The following is a 15,165-nucleotide window of genomic DNA, read 5'->3' as shown; positions in this document are numbered from 1 at the left end:
CGTTCAATCCGGTTTCGACTTCGCTCAACCTACCAGTATCGAGAGTTGAGCGGAGTCGAAACTCGGTTCATGGGGATTTGTTTTACGCGCAAGTTCCTAAGTTCAATCTCGGCGATACCGCAGTTGTGAGTGGTATCTAAATCTTAGAATGCTGGCTCCTATTCACCTTCCTACAGCGACCAATGCGCTATCTGTAAACCGTTTCAAGCATTTGATGGGCAACTTTTTTCAGTCAATCAGCACTATGGAGCATCAATCGGAGCAATACGGCCTTGGGCTACGAGTGCCTGATGAATGGTGGCGATGAGATCGGCGCGAGTTGCGGGGGCCTGAGGAGCGAGTCGCTGAGGATCTGGATGGTTGACTACCATGCCTTGACTGGCGGCGGCGGCTACTTGTGACTTAGCCCAGGCGGGTAAGGCTTCTGTCCCCTGATATTGAGCAATCGTCCCATCGACATCGGCGGGCGGCGATAGCTCTAACCCCGTAGCCATGGTGATGTACACCTGATAACGCGGCACAATTTCGTTGGGCTGAAACATACCCCCCGGAAAGCCGGTCATGTAACCGGCCTCGACCACTTGTTTGATGTCATTGGCGGCCCAGTGGTCGGGGGGCACATCGGAAAAGGTCAACGATCGCTTCGGTGGAGCATCGGCCACAATCGACTTGTTCAGCAAAGCGGCTAACTCAGCTCTGGTGAGTTGCTTATCCGGTTGCAGCGTGCCACTGGGAAAGTTGGGCAATAAATCAGCTTCGAACAAGTTGACGATGTAGGGATAGGCCCAATAGTCTTCAGACACGTCCGAAATGCTCAACTCCGGTAACGGCGCTGGCTCCGTGTCAACCGCGCCTGACTGGGCCGTATCTGGGGTTGTCGCCGTTGTATCATCCGCTGATTCAGCCCTCCCATTGGTTGCGGCTTGATCAACATTATCGGTGCCTGCCACTGCTGCACCTGTTTCAGTCTCGCTGGCGGTGACATCACTGGAGCGATCGCTGCGCTTGGGGTTAACTTCTGCGTCGTCATCGACAGTCTCATTGCTTTCGGGTGACCCAAGGGTACTGGCATTGTCTGAGGCAGCTTCCTGACCATTGCCAAAAAAGAAGAGGCCACCGAGAAAGCTGCGACGATTATTCGTTTCCTCAGTCGCTGGGTCTTCAGCCGCACCTGCCGCTCTGTCGTCGCCAGGCACTGTAATGAGCGTTTCATCTTCGACCAGGCTGGGACTAGCCGATAGCTGAGGCAAGCTCCCATCGGGCGCAAAAATGCTTTCGCCCCGGGTCCACCCCCACCAGAGAATGGCCCCTACCGACAACAGGGCGATCGCAATAGCGATCGCTTCGTCATTGTCTCGCGGCTGGCCCGTAGGCTGTTGATCGTTCGACTCAGGGGGGGGCAGATTAACCATGACGCTGTTACTAGGGCTTTGACAATCGGATTTTATAGGGTCATCCTACTGCCAATAGCGCATTCCTTCACCCCTATCGGTTCTGAAAAGTCGATTTTCTTGCCGGATCAGGGGAATCCAGTGGGAAATTATGCCTCCGGAGCCGGTGGAGTAAAAACGACTTTGGGTAACAATCGGGTTTCATCAGTATCGGGGATAAACGCCCAGGCCGTCATGCCTAAGAACATTTGGTCGGGGTTGTAGACCTGATAGTAAGGACAACTCAGGTCAGCCTCGCGAAACTTATGGGGGATTTTTTGTCCCTGTTGCCAACGGCGTGCCTGGTCAGCCGACAGCTCAATCCGAGGATGATGCTGAAGGGCGATTTCGGGCGGCAGCGGTTGGTATGTTGCCGCTTGCAGTTGCGACTCCAAGGCGGCGAGTGTCCAGCTACCGTCTAGGGTGAAGCCACTACTTTTCGTTCGTTCGAGGGCCGCCAGAGTCCCCCCAACGCCTAACTTTTCGCCCAGGTCGCGGGCGATGGAGCGGATATAAGTGCCCGCCCCGCAGGTGATATCAACCGTCAACTCGGGGAATTCCCCCGGTTGCCAAGCGATAGGTTCGATATGGTAGACCGTGACCGTCCGCTGGGGCACGTCAAACTCCTGGCCTTGGCGGGCCAGATCATACAACCGCTGGCCCTGTACCTGTATAGCGCTGTAGCGGGGGGGGAGCTGCTCAATCGTGCCGACAAAGTCAGCCAGAGGGGCGATCGCGGCGGCTTCACTCAGGTGGGCGGCCCCCGCTGTCTGTAGAGTTTCGCCAGCCAAATCATCGGTTGCGGTGACCATACCCAGGCGAATCACGGCCCGATAGGCCTTATCAGCGGGCAAAAACTGTAGTAAGCGGGTGGCCCGTCCCAGAGCGATAGGCAATACCCCAGACGCAGCGGGATCCAGCGTTCCCCCATGACCGACTTTCTTTTGGTGAAGGAGTCGCCGGACTTTGGCCACACAGTCGTGGGAAGTCCAATGCAGCGGTTTGTACAAATTCAGAAATCCAGTTACCACGGCAAATAACTCCTCCAGCGTCAACTCAGATGGAAGATCTCGGTTGTCAGCGACGGGCATCAAAAGCGCCCCCTCACAACTGGGATCCCCTAATAGTTAGGGTACTCAATCGGGCCTTGCATAACTTTAGCCTCTGGTTTCAGCCCCTGGTTTTAGCTGTGCTTCAGGTGATGACTGATGGCCTTCATCCTGCCCAAGAGCATCTTACGGAAACCGGCAATGAACTTTACCAGCAATTTGGCTGAGGGGAAGGAGGCCAAATTGCCGACTATCGGTGCTCGCGATCGCGTTATCCCCCTGCAAGTAGCAGCGACCATCTGACTCTAAGAACAGGATACGCTTGACGATGAGAAGTTCGGGTTGCTGGGGATGCCGGACAACCACGATTTCTCCGGGTGAGGGGGGGCTCTGGCGGTAAGCTCGGGGATTAATCAACACCTCTTGGTCGGGTAGCAAGGTGGGGAGCATGGAATTGCCCTGGATGCGAAATCGCCGATAGTGCCGCAATAACCAGAGGCAAATATCGATCGCAGTGGCGTGGGGCAGAGACATGGAACACATGAGCCGCAAGATGAACATACTAAAGGCGGCCACGCATCCGTGACCGCCTTTGGCTGCAATAAATGCTAGCCGCCGCAACTAGCTAGCGGTGTACCAGGAAACATCACGGTTCTTGGTAGCCCAGAACATTTTGTGGACTTTCTCAACTGCCGCCATCAGCTCTTGAGTGTGCTGGGCGTTGACTTCGACCTTACAAGCAGAGCAAAGCTTGGTGGCTTTCCAGAAGGTGTCATGCAAGTCGGGGAACTGCTCTAGATGCTGGGGCTTAAAATAGTCAGTCCAGAGAATCAACAGTTCATCTTTCGTGATCTGAGCTTGCTCTTCTTTGATCGCCACGTAGCGAGCAAAGGTGTTTTCGTAAGCGGGGTCGCCGGGCTTGGCCTCAAGATCCAGCAGCTTTTTGGTCATTGAGACCACTGCTTCTGCCGCAATTCTGGCGGAGGAAGGATCGTAAACGCCACAGGGGCCGTCGCAGTGAGCGCTGACCGTCGCAGCGGGAAAGTGATTTTGGAATTTGGAAATAATTTGCTTCAGCATAGTGCCTTGCGTCGTGATTGTGTTCAAAAGATGTGGCAAGAATGTTCGAGATGTCAATGTGTCTGTATGACTTATAGGGATCAGGGCGGCTGTCGCAGTGATCCAAAGCAATCAACATCACTTGCATTTTCATCTAAGTTTTATTCTCCAATACTTTGGGGCAAGGTTGCAATGTGTTAAGGACAACATCTACCGTAGGTCGTACTTGAGGGTGCAAAACACTGGTCGAGGCGACGGAGTGACCGAGCAGGCTGCCAAAAGGAAGGGGGAAGGATGAACCGCCAAGATATTTGCCGGGGGGCGTGCTTAGGACTGCTGGTGGGGGTATTGGGGAGTTGCGGCTTGTTGCCCACGCTGGGCGATGGGGCCTCCTTGCCTTTGGTGGATATGTCAGAGTTGCCCCCTTGTGTGGCGGATGACTGCAATTGCGGCGACTTTCGCGATCGCGCCCTGGCTCAGAGGGTGTTGGCGGCACTGCCTGATGATCCTTTTAGGCTGGACAGCGATGGCAATGGCCTGGCCTGTGAAACGTTGCCGGTGGAATCGGCGATTCCCTATACGGCAGGCACTGCTTCCAGTGTGCATCTGGGGTTAGGAAATCCGACGAATGCTCAAGGGGATGATCGCCGCAATTTTTTGCTGGAACGATCGCAATATGCCCTCTCGTATAACAGCGATCGCGGCACCGCCAACTGGGTCAGCTGGCAATTAAATGCGGACTGGCTGGGCAATACCGAACGGCAAGACAACTTTCGGCAGGATGGGGGCTTGCCCGCTGGGGTGTATCAGGTGACGCCCAATGATTATCGCAACACGGGCTACGACCGGGGCCATATCGTGCCGTCGGGCGATCGCACCCGCAGCGTCTCAGACAACAGCGCGACGTTTTTAATGACCAATATTTTGCCCCAAGCACCACAAAATAATCGGGGGGTGTGGCGCGAGCTTGAAGAGTACAGCCGCGATTTGGTCTATCAGTATGATTGGACGCTGTATGTCATGGCGGGCGGCTATGGCGAGCAGGACAGGCTGGCGGCGGGTCGGGTGACGGTGCCATCGCGTCTGTGGAAAATTATTGTGGCGATCGCACCGGGGGAAACGATCGCCGATATCGATGCCACAACGCCCATTATTGCCGTCGATATGCCGAACCGTGATACCGCGATCGCGGACTGGCGCGTTTATCAAACGACCGTCGATCGCGTAGAACTCGCCACCGGCTACGATTTTCTGTCAACGGTACCGCTGGAAATCCAAGCAATTTTAGAGGCCACCCAACTCAACACTGCGTCAGCGATGCCGCAACCATAGCGATGACGGGCCGCCCGGATGAGCCTTGGGCCAGATTTGTCGGATGCCAGCAATGACCCACCACCTCAGCGGTTGGGGACGCGCTCAGAATGCACCTGCCAACATCGAATCCGTCACTCACCCACCCACCAACGTTACCGGGATGCTATGTTTCCGCCGCGCCCTTCTTACTGTCCGAGCATCTGCTGGCTTTGTCGCTTAGCAGCGCTGCGAATAGCTTGCAGGCGCAACAACACGATGCAAATCATCGCCCAGAGCAAGCCGCTGACCAGTCCGGCCAAAATATCGAAGGGCCACTGCATCCCCAGATAAAGTCGGCTAAACGCGATCGCCCCCACCAGACAGGCCGCGCCGCCGTAAAACCATCGGTTCCATTTGGGAAACGTGAGGGCGAATAAGTAAGCGACCACGCTATACAGCACCGTGCCCTGGAGAAAATTGCGACTGGCAATGGTGGAGACTTGATCATTCAGCACAGGCAGTTGCGTCCCCTGGCGGGCGGCTTCCACAAAATAAAAGAGCTGCACATTAATCACCCATCCCCCCACAAAGGCCAACAGCACCATGAAGGCTTGCCAATATCGCCGCTTGGTCAATAGCAGTGCCAGAACAATGCAAAAGACCGGAATCACGATACTGCCCCCGCCCAATCGGGAGACCCAGAGCATGAGTTGATCCAACCAGGGCGTTGACCATTGCTGGACCGTCGTCACCAGCTGCGTTTCATACGCTTCGGTTTGCGCTGGCAGGAGTTCGGTGGTGATTTTCTGCGCCAGCCAAAAGATAAAGGGCAGACCAATCAGGCCCGTGACGCCGATCGCGGCAATCAACGTTGAGACGCTGGGAAAGACCTTGTTCACCCAGAATCCGGCCACCTTTTCGACGGCATTGGGGCGGCGTTTGGCGGGGGCTACCACGGTCAAGGCGGCGGGTAAACAAGAGACCTCCAGGGGGGTATCGCCGACCATCTCGCCATCCACCACAATTTGCTCGGGGGAGGCGGTTTTCAGGGTCAACTTTTCGGCTCGGAAATGATACAGATTGGGCAGTTCAGCTTTGGTTTTGACCAACGCGGAGCCATAGAGATTGATCAGGTCACGGGCCGCTCGCAACTTGCTGTTGATTTTGGGTTGCTGAACGTTTTGCTTCGTGATGATGGTGATATCCAGCAGCCCATCGTCAAAGACGACTTCACCCACGCCTTGGGCCAATACTGAGGTCGGCGGAGCCGCATTGGCCACGGTGACGGCAAACGCCGGAAAGGTGTGAGTCTGACCGTCAATTTCTAATTCAGCATTGAAGAGTTGTTGCTGGCCCAGCTGTTCCCAACCGGCAATTAAATAGGCCAGCACGCCCCACTGATTTTTGAGTTCACGAGTGGCACGGCCCACCATGCCCGCTTCTAGCCCAACGCCGGCTAACAAGGTCATTAACTGTTCATTACAATAGGCGGCGTCAAGGCGGCGTGTGGTGCCTGCCACAATTAACTTACAGGCTCCGGCCACCGTCGTGGGAATGCCCATTGCCACGGACAGGGCGTTGGCCGTACCGCGAGGAATCACCCCGAGGGGAATCCCGGTGCGGAGCATTTGGCTGGCGACGAGGGAGACGGTGCCATCTCCGCCAGACGCAATGATGAGGTCGGGTTGGGCGGCGATCGCCTGCTGAGCCAGTTGGTCAGCATCCACTTCGCGGCTGGTGAAATGGATATGCAGGTGCATCCAGGGCGACAGCGCTTGGCGAATTTGCAGCAAGTCCTGGGTGGAATCGCGTTGCCCCGCCACCGGGTTGAAGATTAGATGCGCCACCCGCGTCTGCATAAACGAGTTGATGATCGGGTTCGCGGTCGCCACATTAAAGGCACAGGGAATGTCGTGGACGCTGCACAGGCGCGATATCGTCGTCACGTCTGGGAGGGGGGACGCCGCCGGTTCGGGGGCGAGCAGATACACCACTGCCAGCATGGTGTTCGTCGCGATCGCCGTCTCTAGTTCAGCCGGTTGCCAGGTGTCGATCGGGAGCTTGCTCTGCTGATGTAGCGTAGCCGCTAGGTCCGGGAACGACACGAGGTGGTAACGCGCCAAAATGTCAGCGTGTTGGCTGACCAGGTCGGTCAAGGCTGCGAGTTGTGACTCCGGCGCTAGCAGCAACACTGTGGCCAGCGATTTGTCTGGTGTTGACGTGCTTTCAACTATCCCGGCTTGCTGACTCATCTTGTACGCTCCCGATATCGCCTGACCAAAGGATTAACCGCTTCAGAACTATACCCTCAAATCTTGGCTGGGATAATCACCCGATATCATTTGATATCAACCGATTATGTCCCAGTCCCTAACGGCGGGCGATCGCCCGCCACCTACTCGGGTTTTCCGTCTGCCAGTAAGATAATGAAGCTGTTTTTTGGGGGCGATCGCATGGTGGAGCGTCAGGCAAAGTTATACGAAGGCAAGGCCAAGATTCTGTACGCGACGGCCGACCCGAATATCGTCATCAGCTATTTCAAAGATGATGCCACCGCGTTTAATGCCCAAAAGCGGGGACAAATTGCGGACAAAGGCGTCGTCAACTGCAAAGTCGCGACCCACTTGTTGCAACTGTTGGCAGCGCAGGGGGTCAAGACCCACTGGCTGGAAACGCCCAGCGATCGCGAAATGGTGGTGCGCGCAGTCAACATCATTCCCCTCGAAGTCGTGGTGCGCAATCTGGCCGCCGGCAGCCTGTGCAAACAAACGGGTCTGCCGCTGGGAACCGTCCTGACGCCGCCGCTCGTGGAGTTTTACTACAAGAATGATGACCTGGGCGACCCGCTACTGACCCGCGATCGCATCCGCGCCATGAATCTTGCCGATGAGGCACAAATTGACGAATTGACTCGTCTAGCCGGAAAAATCAATACGCTGTTGCAGACCTTCTTCCAGCGCTGCCAGATCACTCTGGTCGATTTCAAATTGGAATTTGGTCTGGATTCGGCGGGGCAAATTCTACTGGCTGACGAAATCAGTCCCGACACCTGCCGACTCTGGGATCAAGCCACAAGCGACCAAGCCGAACGAGTGCTCGACAAAGATCGCTTTCGTCAAGACCTGGGTAACGTCGCCGAGGCGTACCAGGAGGTCCTAAACCGGATTCTGGCTCAGGTGAACTTAAAGTAAGTTCACCCAATGCGGTAAAATCTTTCCGTTTAAGACAAAAGCCAAGAAGAATTGCCGAAACCCCAACCATTTCGGACTGTCTGATGCCCTTTGATGTTCTTCTACTTACTAGAGCTGTTGCCAGCATGCGCCAAACTCATAGCCTCGTTGCCCTCTTAACCCTTTCCGCCACCTTGGGAATTGCTTCTCAGGCGCGGGGGGAATCCTTGTCAACGAGTGCCAAGACGCCCCATTCACCTAGCATCAGCATCGCCGAGTTAACGACCGCCGCCGACACTAGTAACCCTTTTGCGATCGATACGATGCGGCTTGACGCGGACATCGCCACCCTAGAGCAGTCGGCCACGGAGGAATCCCTCGCCGCCGGGGCGATCGACACAGCTGAGACAGCGGCAGCCAAAGATTCACGCTTGACCCTGAGCGAGTTGCGCCCCGGAGCGACCTTAGTAGAGGTGCATCAGTTGGGGGAAGCGACTCCCGCCACCGATGCTGAGCTCGCCGAGACAGCGGCGACGGCGCGTTCTGCCGCGCTCGAAATCGGCCAAGCCACTGAGACGGATGACGCCGCGCCGGCACCAACCGAAACCGAAGCCCTGCCAGAGCCAACGGAAACGGAAGAAGACAGTTCCACCGAACTCGAGGAAGAAGCTTCTGGGGAAACTCAGGTGTTGGTGGCGGAGGTGGCGGTTACCGATCCTGATGGCGTGGCCATTGATGAGGATCTAGAAGACACCGTCTACAACGCGATTGATACGCGGCCAGGACAAACCACCACGCGATCGCAAATCCAAGAAGACATCAATAATATTTTCGCCACGGGCTTCTTCTCCAACGTCCGGGCGGTGCCCACCGATACGCCGTTGGGGGTGCGGGTGACGTATGTGGTGAATCCCAATCCCGTCCTGACCCAAGTTGAGGTAGAAGGCGGCGACGTCATTCCCAATGAGGTGGTGGAAGAGATCTTTTCTCCGCAGTACGGCGAAATCATCAACTTGCTGGAATTTCAAGACGGCATTCTGGAACTGAATAACTGGTATCAAGACAACGGCTACGTGTTGGCCCAGGTCATTGCCGCTCCCGAGGTGAGCGAAGATGGCGTGGTAACGCTACAAGTCGCCGAGGGTGTCATTGAGGATATTAATGTGCAGTTCCTCACCGAAGAGGGGCTAGCCGAAGACGAAGAGGGCAACCCCATCAATGGCAAAACCCACGACTACATCGTGCTGCGAGAATTTGAAACGGAACCCGGCGACGTGTTCCAACAGAGTCAAATTCAGTCGGATTTGCAGCGGGTGTTTGGCTTGGGCATCTTTGACGATGTGACGATTGAGCTGAATCCTGGGCAGAAGGATCCGCGTGAGGTGGATGTGACGGTGAACGTCATTGAACGCAACACAGGCTCGGTCGCGGCGGGCATCGGCTTCAACTTTACGGGCGACCTGTTCGGCACCCTCAGTTATCGTCAAGACAACTTTGGCGGCAATAATCAAAAGTTTTCAGCAGAAGCGCAACTTAGCTTCCGCGATATTTTGTTTGATGTCAGCTTTACCGACCCTTGGATTGCCGGCGACCCCTATCGCACTTCTTATACCCTGAATGGGTTTGGCCGACGGTCGATCTCCCTGGTGTTTGACGGGGGGGACAATGAAATTGACCTGGCCAATGGCGATCGCGTGCGGGTCAATCGCTTTGGTTCCGGTGTCACCTTCCGACGGCCCCTCGACAATGGCTGGAGTGCTTCCCTGGGCACCCTCTACCAGCGGGTGCGCACCACCGACGGCGACGGGGAAATCGTGACGCGCGACGTTGGCCCTGACCAGATTCCGGGCACCGCTGACGATAACCAATTGACCTTAAGTGATACGGGGGCAGACGATCTCTGGACAGTGCAATTTAGCGTCGTCCAAGACCAGCGCAATAACAGTCTGACCCCCACGAGCGGCTCAGTTTTAAGACTGGGAACCGAGCAGTCCATTCCCCTCGGCAGTGGCAGCATTTTCTTTAACCGGGTGCGGGCGAGCTACAGCTATTACTTCCCCGTGTCTTTCCTCAATTTCAATGAAGGGCCGCAAGCGCTCGCCATTAACGTTCAGGGGGGCAGCATCATTGGTGACTTCCCCCCCTACGAAGCCTTCTCCATTGGCGGCACCAACTCAGTGCGCGGCTATGACGAAGGTGAACTCGGCACTGGACAGAGTTATCTTCAAGCCTCCTTGGAATATCGCTTCCCGGTGTTCTCTTTCATCGGGGGTGCCCTCTTTTTAGATGCGGGTACCGACCTGGGCACGGGGAATGATGTCATCGGCTCACCGGGGCCTGACCGGGGTAAGCCAGGCAGTGGATTTGGCTATGGCGCTGGTGTCAGAGTCCAGACGCCTCTCGGCCCGATCCGGGTGGATTATGGCTTTAGTGACGAAGGTGACGGACGACTACACTTTGGTATCGGCGAGCGGTTTTAGCCCATGACCCAGTCCTCGTTACAGACCGACCATGCGAGTGCCGAGTCGGCAACGATTTTGCGCTGGCAGCAGACTCTGGCTCAACCCGTGACTCAGTCCGGGGTTGGCCTCCATTCAGGTGTTGAAGTCCAAGTTCGCATCACCCCTGCCCCGCCCCATACAGGCCGGATTTTTCGACGCAGCGATTTACCTGAGCAACCGGCGATTCCGGCTCGGGTTGGGGCCGTCGGGCAAACCCTGTTATCGACCGAGTTGGGCAGCGGTGCGGCCACTGTGCGCACCGTCGAACATTTGTTGGCAGCCTTGGTAAGCTTAGGCATTGATAATGCCAACATCGAGGTCACCGGCCCAGAAATGCCGTTGCTCGACGGCTCCGCTCAGCCCTGGGCAACAGCGATCGCTGCCGCTGGTCAGCAACCACAAGAGGCCGAGCGGCCGGAAATTGTGGTCACTGAACCCCTTTGGGTGCGCGATCAAGACGCCTTCGTTGTAGCCATGCCAGCAGCGGCCACCCGGCTCACCTACGGCATTGACTTTGAGGTCGCGCCCATTGGCAACCAGTGGCATAGTTGGGCCCCGGACGCGGGGACTTTTGCCACCGAAATCGCCCCGGCTCGGACCTTTGGACTCGCTCACCAGATTGAGTATTTGCGATCGCAGGGCTTGATCAAGGGCGGCAGCTTGGAGAATGCCCTCGTGTGCGATCGCGATGGCTGGGTCAATCCGCCGCTGCGGTTTGACAACGAACCCGTACGCCACAAGTTATTAGACTTGCTTGGTGACTTGAGCCTGCTCGGGACTTTACCGCGAGCACACATCATGGCGTATAAAGCTAGCCACCATCTACATGTGCAGCTGGCTCAAGCGATCGCAGCGGCCCACAGCATCTAGCTAGGATGCACCTCAAGTGGGAGAATAGCTAAGAATTTGTGAAAGTAGACATCCTTGGCTGATGCAGCCAGTTGTGAAGGAATCAATGACAACCGTGGTCAGCACTAACTCCAACTCCAGCACTTCCCCGGTGGCAGCGACTGCATCGGTAGAAGATGCCCCCGTCAAAACGACCTACGCTGTGGAAGAAATTCAACAGCTCTTACCCCATCGCTATCCCTTTGCCCTGGTCGATCGCATCATCGACTACGTGCCGGGCGAAAAAGCGACGGGGATTAAAAACGTCACCTTTAATGAACCGCAGTTTCAAGGTCATTTTCCGGGACGGCCCATCATGCCCGGGGTTTTGATTGTGGAAGCCATGGCCCAAGTCGGGGGGATTGTGCTAACCCAAATGCCCGGCGTCGATGGCCTGTGTATGTTTGCCGGGATTGATAAAGTCCGGTTTCGGCGGCCCGTCGTGCCCGGCGATCAACTCGTCATGACTGTCACACTGTTGGCCATCAAGCGGCAGCGATTTGGCAAAATGCAAGCGCGAGCCGAAGTTGACGGACAACTCGTGTGCGAGGGCGAACTCATGTTTTCCGTTGTTGATTAATCTCGCCCTAAATTTTGCATAATGACTGTGCATCTTACTGATACTCGGGGTTCCGGAGGCATGTCCTTGACTACGCTCATCCATCCAACAGCGGTGATTCACGCCGGGGCAACCCTGCATCCAACGGTCAAGGTTGGCCCCTACGCTGTGATTGGAGAGAAAGTTACCATTGGCCCCGGCACGGAAATCGGTGCCCATGTGGTCATTGACGGCCATACCGAAATTGGCGCTAATAACCAAATCTTTCCAGGGGCCGTCATCGGCATCGAGCCCCAAGATTTGAAATATGACGGCTCTGTCAGCTTGGTCAAAATTGGCGACAACAATCGAATTCGCGAGTATGTCACCATTAATCGCGCGACCCATGCTGGAGAAGCCACTGTTGTTGGCAACGACAATTTACTCATGGCCTACGTTCACGTTGCGCACAACTGCGTACTGGCGGATCAGGTCATCATCGCGAACGCAGTCTCCCTCGCTGGACATGTCGAAATTGAGTCCAATGCAGTGATTGGGGGTGTGTTAGGTATTCATCAATTCGTCCACATTGGGCGGTATGCCATGCTGGGTGGCATGAGCCGCATTGATCGGGATGTGCCCCCCTACATGGTGGTGGAAGGTAACCCCTGCCGGGTGCGCGGCCTGAATGCGATCGGGCTCAAACGCGCGGGCATCACCGCCTTAGAAGGGGGACGGTATTACCGGGAACTCAAAGAGGCGCATCGGCTGCTTTATCGTTCTGACCTGCCATTGCAAACGGCCCTATCGCAGATCGAAGCATCGGCCCAGCATAATGACTTTGTGCAACACCTGCGCCAATTCTTGTTGACCTCTTCCAATGAAGCGGGTCGGCGGGGGCCGATGGTTGGGAGTAGTCGCGCCAAAGCGACCCAGTGAGAAGAATGACGACGCATCCGATGCTTACTGATCGCTCCCACGACCTCCATATTTTTATCAGCACTGGCGAAGTGTCAGGCGATTTGCAAGGGGGCTATCTGGCCCAAGCGCTGCACCGGCAAGCCCAAGCGAAGAACATCGCGCTGACCCTGTCGGGACTGGGCGGCGAGCGGATGGCAGCGGCGGGCACGCATCTCATCGGCAACACGACCCCCATCGGCGCAGTGGGGATCTTTGAAGCGCTGCCCTTCCTCATTCCATCGTGGCAGATGCGGCGGCAAGCGCAGGCATTTTTTCGGCAAACTCCGATTGATTTGACAATTTTTTTAGACTATATGGGGCCGAACTTGGCTTTGGGCAAATTTCTCTATCGCCAGTTTCCCCAGGTGCCGAGGGCCTACTACATTGCCCCACAGCAGTGGGTTTGGGCCTTTAGTGAAAAAGACACCCAATGGCTGACCCGGATTACGGATCAAATGATTGCGGTGTTTCCCGGAGAAGCCGCTTACTATCGCGGCTTTGGGGCTGACGTGCAGTATTTCGGCCATCCGCTAATAGATCAATTTCCGGAGCCACCGAGCCGGACTGAGGCGCGTCAGCAGCTAGGGCTCGACGATACCGACACCGTCATCACGCTGTTGCCCGCCTCGCGTCAGCAGGAAGTCGCGCGCGTCTTGCCCGTGGTGTTAGAAGCGGCAGTCAAGGTGCAAGCCGCGTGGCCCCAAGCCCAATTTTTGGTGCCAATTTCCATGGCGCAGTTGCGGCCAGCGATCGCCGCCGCCGTGGCCCAAGCCCAGCTCAATGCGACCCTCATTGACGGGGGGAGCGCTGCCGCGATCGCTGCCGCCGATCTCGTGATCAACAAATCGGGCACAGTCAACCTCGAAGTCGCGTTAATGAACGTGCCGCAAATTGTGGTTTATCGCTTAAATCCGGTGACGGCCCGCCTCGGTTACTATCTGCTCAAAGTGGATATTCCCTTCATTTCCCCGGTAAATCTGTTTGTCAACAAATCGGTAGTGCCAGAGTTCATTCAGTGGGAGGCCACCCCCGCCGCGATCGCCCAAGCCAGTCTCAAACTTTTGCAGGACCAAGCTGCACGGGCCGAAGTCCAGGCGGGCTATGCGGAGATGCGCGCCCACATGGGAGAGCCGGGGGTGTGCGATCGCGTGGCGGCCCACCTGATTGATTTTGCGATCGCGCGCCAACAGTCCACACCACAGTCCACACCACCGTTGCTCAGCTAAGGGATCTGCAACTAAATAAAGTACCCGTTCAATCCGGTTTCGACTTCGCTCGACCTACCAGTATCGAGAGTTGAGCGGAGTCGAAACTCGGTTCATGGGGATCTTTTTCTCGCGCAAGTCCCTAAGAACTCACGTGAAAATAAAAGATTTGTAAGATTAAAGTTCGACTTTCGCTACTGATCGTCGTCGTTATCTGTCTGAATCACCATGAGCGCTGATGCCCTCACCTGGCCGCTTGAGGCAATCTGCCTCGCTCCGTCGAAGCGAGACGTACTCGAGATCGCTCTTGATATCTACGATCGCACCTGCCGGACGGGGTTTGACGCGCCCGGCTTTTGCCTCGTCAACATTGCCGAGGCTATGGACTCCGGGGCGTTTCGTCAGTTGATGGTCGATCTCAAAACAGCGATGGCGACAATCCACGCGGGCAAGACCGAACGCACCCTGATTTACCTGTCTGCAGGACGATTTGATCAGCAGGAAACGACCCGGCCACATTTGGATGGCGGCCCCGACGAATGTTTTCTCATGTTGGGCTATGAACCCAGCGAGGTGGATGCGCAGCTCGAAATCTTCGATTATGCCAAATGCGCCTTCGACATCGACTTAACGCCGAAGGCCTTCATGGCCCAACACAATCCGATGTTTCAACCTGGCTACGAATTGCTGCGACCCTACTCTATGCGCCTTCCGTGTTTTGACCGTTCCGCCTATCAGATCATCTGTATTAACAATTCGTCCGCTCCGTTTTCTGTTAACGAGCCCAAATGGCAGGGCACGCTACACACGGCAACGATTTTGACGCCTGGCTCCTCTAGGCGGCGGGTCATCAACTCCACCATGATCGCCCCAGCCCCCATATCGACACCGGATCGGATAAGTGAATCGCAGCCGCAAGACTTCCTCACGACCGCGACGGTGCGGCGGCGCGGCGATGAGTAAGTAGCTGGGCCTAGTTAAACGGTAACCAAGTGGCTGATTTCGACTCCGCTCAATCAGCGATATCACTGTCCAGGTAAGAGGTTGAGGGTTGAGCGGAGTCGAAACCCGT

General features: G+C 56.2%; 13 protein-coding genes. 8 read left to right on the top strand and 5 right to left on the bottom strand.

The annotated features are described in order from the left end of the window. Window positions 1–242 precede the first annotated feature (242 nt). The 4 genes from JUK32_RS11085 to sodN form a co-directional block, all read right to left on the bottom strand. Entirely contained in the window at window positions 243–1,412 is a 1,170-nt protein-coding gene (locus tag JUK32_RS11085) for an S-layer homology domain-containing protein (RefSeq protein WP_204138918.1), read from the bottom strand. 128 nt (window positions 1,413–1,540) lie between these two features. Beyond that, window positions 1,541–2,461, bottom strand: a complete 921-nt coding sequence (truB, locus tag JUK32_RS11080; protein WP_309224529.1) for a tRNA pseudouridine(55) synthase TruB — start codon at window positions 2,459–2,461, stop codon at window positions 1,541–1,543. A 204-nt stretch (window positions 2,462–2,665) separates the two neighbouring features. Then, window positions 2,666–3,013 carry a nickel-type superoxide dismutase maturation protease gene (sodX, locus tag JUK32_RS11075; RefSeq protein ID WP_239112556.1) on the bottom strand — a complete coding sequence of 116 codons (348 nt, stop codon included), beginning with the start codon at window positions 3,011–3,013 and terminating at the stop codon, window positions 2,666–2,668. An 87-nt stretch (window positions 3,014–3,100) separates the two neighbouring features. Then, window positions 3,101–3,559, bottom strand: a complete 459-nt coding sequence (gene sodN, locus JUK32_RS11070; RefSeq protein WP_204138916.1) for a superoxide dismutase, Ni — start codon at window positions 3,557–3,559, stop codon at window positions 3,101–3,103. Window positions 3,560–3,832: 273 nt separating this feature from the next. Between sodN and JUK32_RS11065 the strand changes: the two genes are divergently transcribed. Further along, window positions 3,833–4,870 carry a DNA/RNA non-specific endonuclease gene (locus tag JUK32_RS11065; protein WP_204138915.1) on the top strand — a complete coding sequence of 346 codons (1,038 nt, stop codon included), beginning with the start codon at window positions 3,833–3,835 and terminating at the stop codon, window positions 4,868–4,870. 167 nt (window positions 4,871–5,037) lie between these two features. Here JUK32_RS11065 and JUK32_RS11060 read toward each other — a convergent pair whose 3' ends face one another. Further along, window positions 5,038–7,083 (bottom strand): diacylglycerol kinase family protein, encoded by a 2,046-nt coding sequence (locus JUK32_RS11060; RefSeq protein WP_204138914.1) that lies wholly within the window; start codon window positions 7,081–7,083, stop codon window positions 5,038–5,040. A gap of 174 nt (window positions 7,084–7,257) precedes the next feature. On the opposite strand from JUK32_RS11060, the gene purC reads away from it, so the two are divergent. From purC to JUK32_RS11025, 7 genes are all read left to right on the top strand, one after another. After that, window positions 7,258–8,022, top strand: coding sequence for a phosphoribosylaminoimidazolesuccinocarboxamide synthase (gene purC, locus JUK32_RS11055; protein ID WP_239112555.1), 765 nt, complete (start codon window positions 7,258–7,260; stop codon window positions 8,020–8,022). Window positions 8,023–8,147: 125 nt separating this feature from the next. Continuing rightward, window positions 8,148–10,481, top strand: a complete 2,334-nt coding sequence (locus tag JUK32_RS11050; RefSeq protein ID WP_204138913.1) for a BamA/TamA family outer membrane protein — start codon at window positions 8,148–8,150, stop codon at window positions 10,479–10,481. Window positions 10,482–10,484: 3 nt separating this feature from the next. Continuing rightward, the gene (lpxC, locus tag JUK32_RS11045) at window positions 10,485–11,372 is read left to right on the top strand and encodes a UDP-3-O-acyl-N-acetylglucosamine deacetylase (protein ID WP_204138912.1); all 888 of its coding nucleotides are present in this window, start codon (window positions 10,485–10,487) and stop codon (window positions 11,370–11,372) included. A gap of 85 nt (window positions 11,373–11,457) precedes the next feature. Further along, on the top strand, window positions 11,458–11,970 hold the full coding sequence (fabZ, locus tag JUK32_RS11040; protein WP_204138911.1) for a 3-hydroxyacyl-ACP dehydratase FabZ: 513 nt from the start codon (window positions 11,458–11,460) through the stop codon (window positions 11,968–11,970). Window positions 11,971–12,030: 60 nt separating this feature from the next. Further along, the gene (gene lpxA / locus JUK32_RS11035) at window positions 12,031–12,867 is read left to right on the top strand and encodes an acyl-ACP--UDP-N-acetylglucosamine O-acyltransferase (RefSeq protein ID WP_204138910.1); all 837 of its coding nucleotides are present in this window, start codon (window positions 12,031–12,033) and stop codon (window positions 12,865–12,867) included. 5 nt (window positions 12,868–12,872) lie between these two features. Then, a complete protein-coding gene (lpxB, locus tag JUK32_RS11030) occupies window positions 12,873–14,114 on the top strand; it encodes a lipid-A-disaccharide synthase (RefSeq protein ID WP_239112553.1) in 1,242 nt (413 codons plus the stop codon). 207 nt (window positions 14,115–14,321) lie between these two features. After that, on the top strand, window positions 14,322–15,056 hold the full coding sequence (locus JUK32_RS11025; protein ID WP_204138909.1) for a hypothetical protein: 735 nt from the start codon (window positions 14,322–14,324) through the stop codon (window positions 15,054–15,056). Window positions 15,057–15,165 lie beyond the last annotated feature (109 nt).

The sequence above is a fragment of the Halomicronema sp. CCY15110 genome (assembly GCF_016888165.1).
Lineage (GTDB): Bacteria > Cyanobacteriota > Cyanobacteriia > Phormidesmidales > Phormidesmidaceae > Halomicronema.
This window is presented reverse-complemented; position numbering and strand designations above follow the sequence as displayed.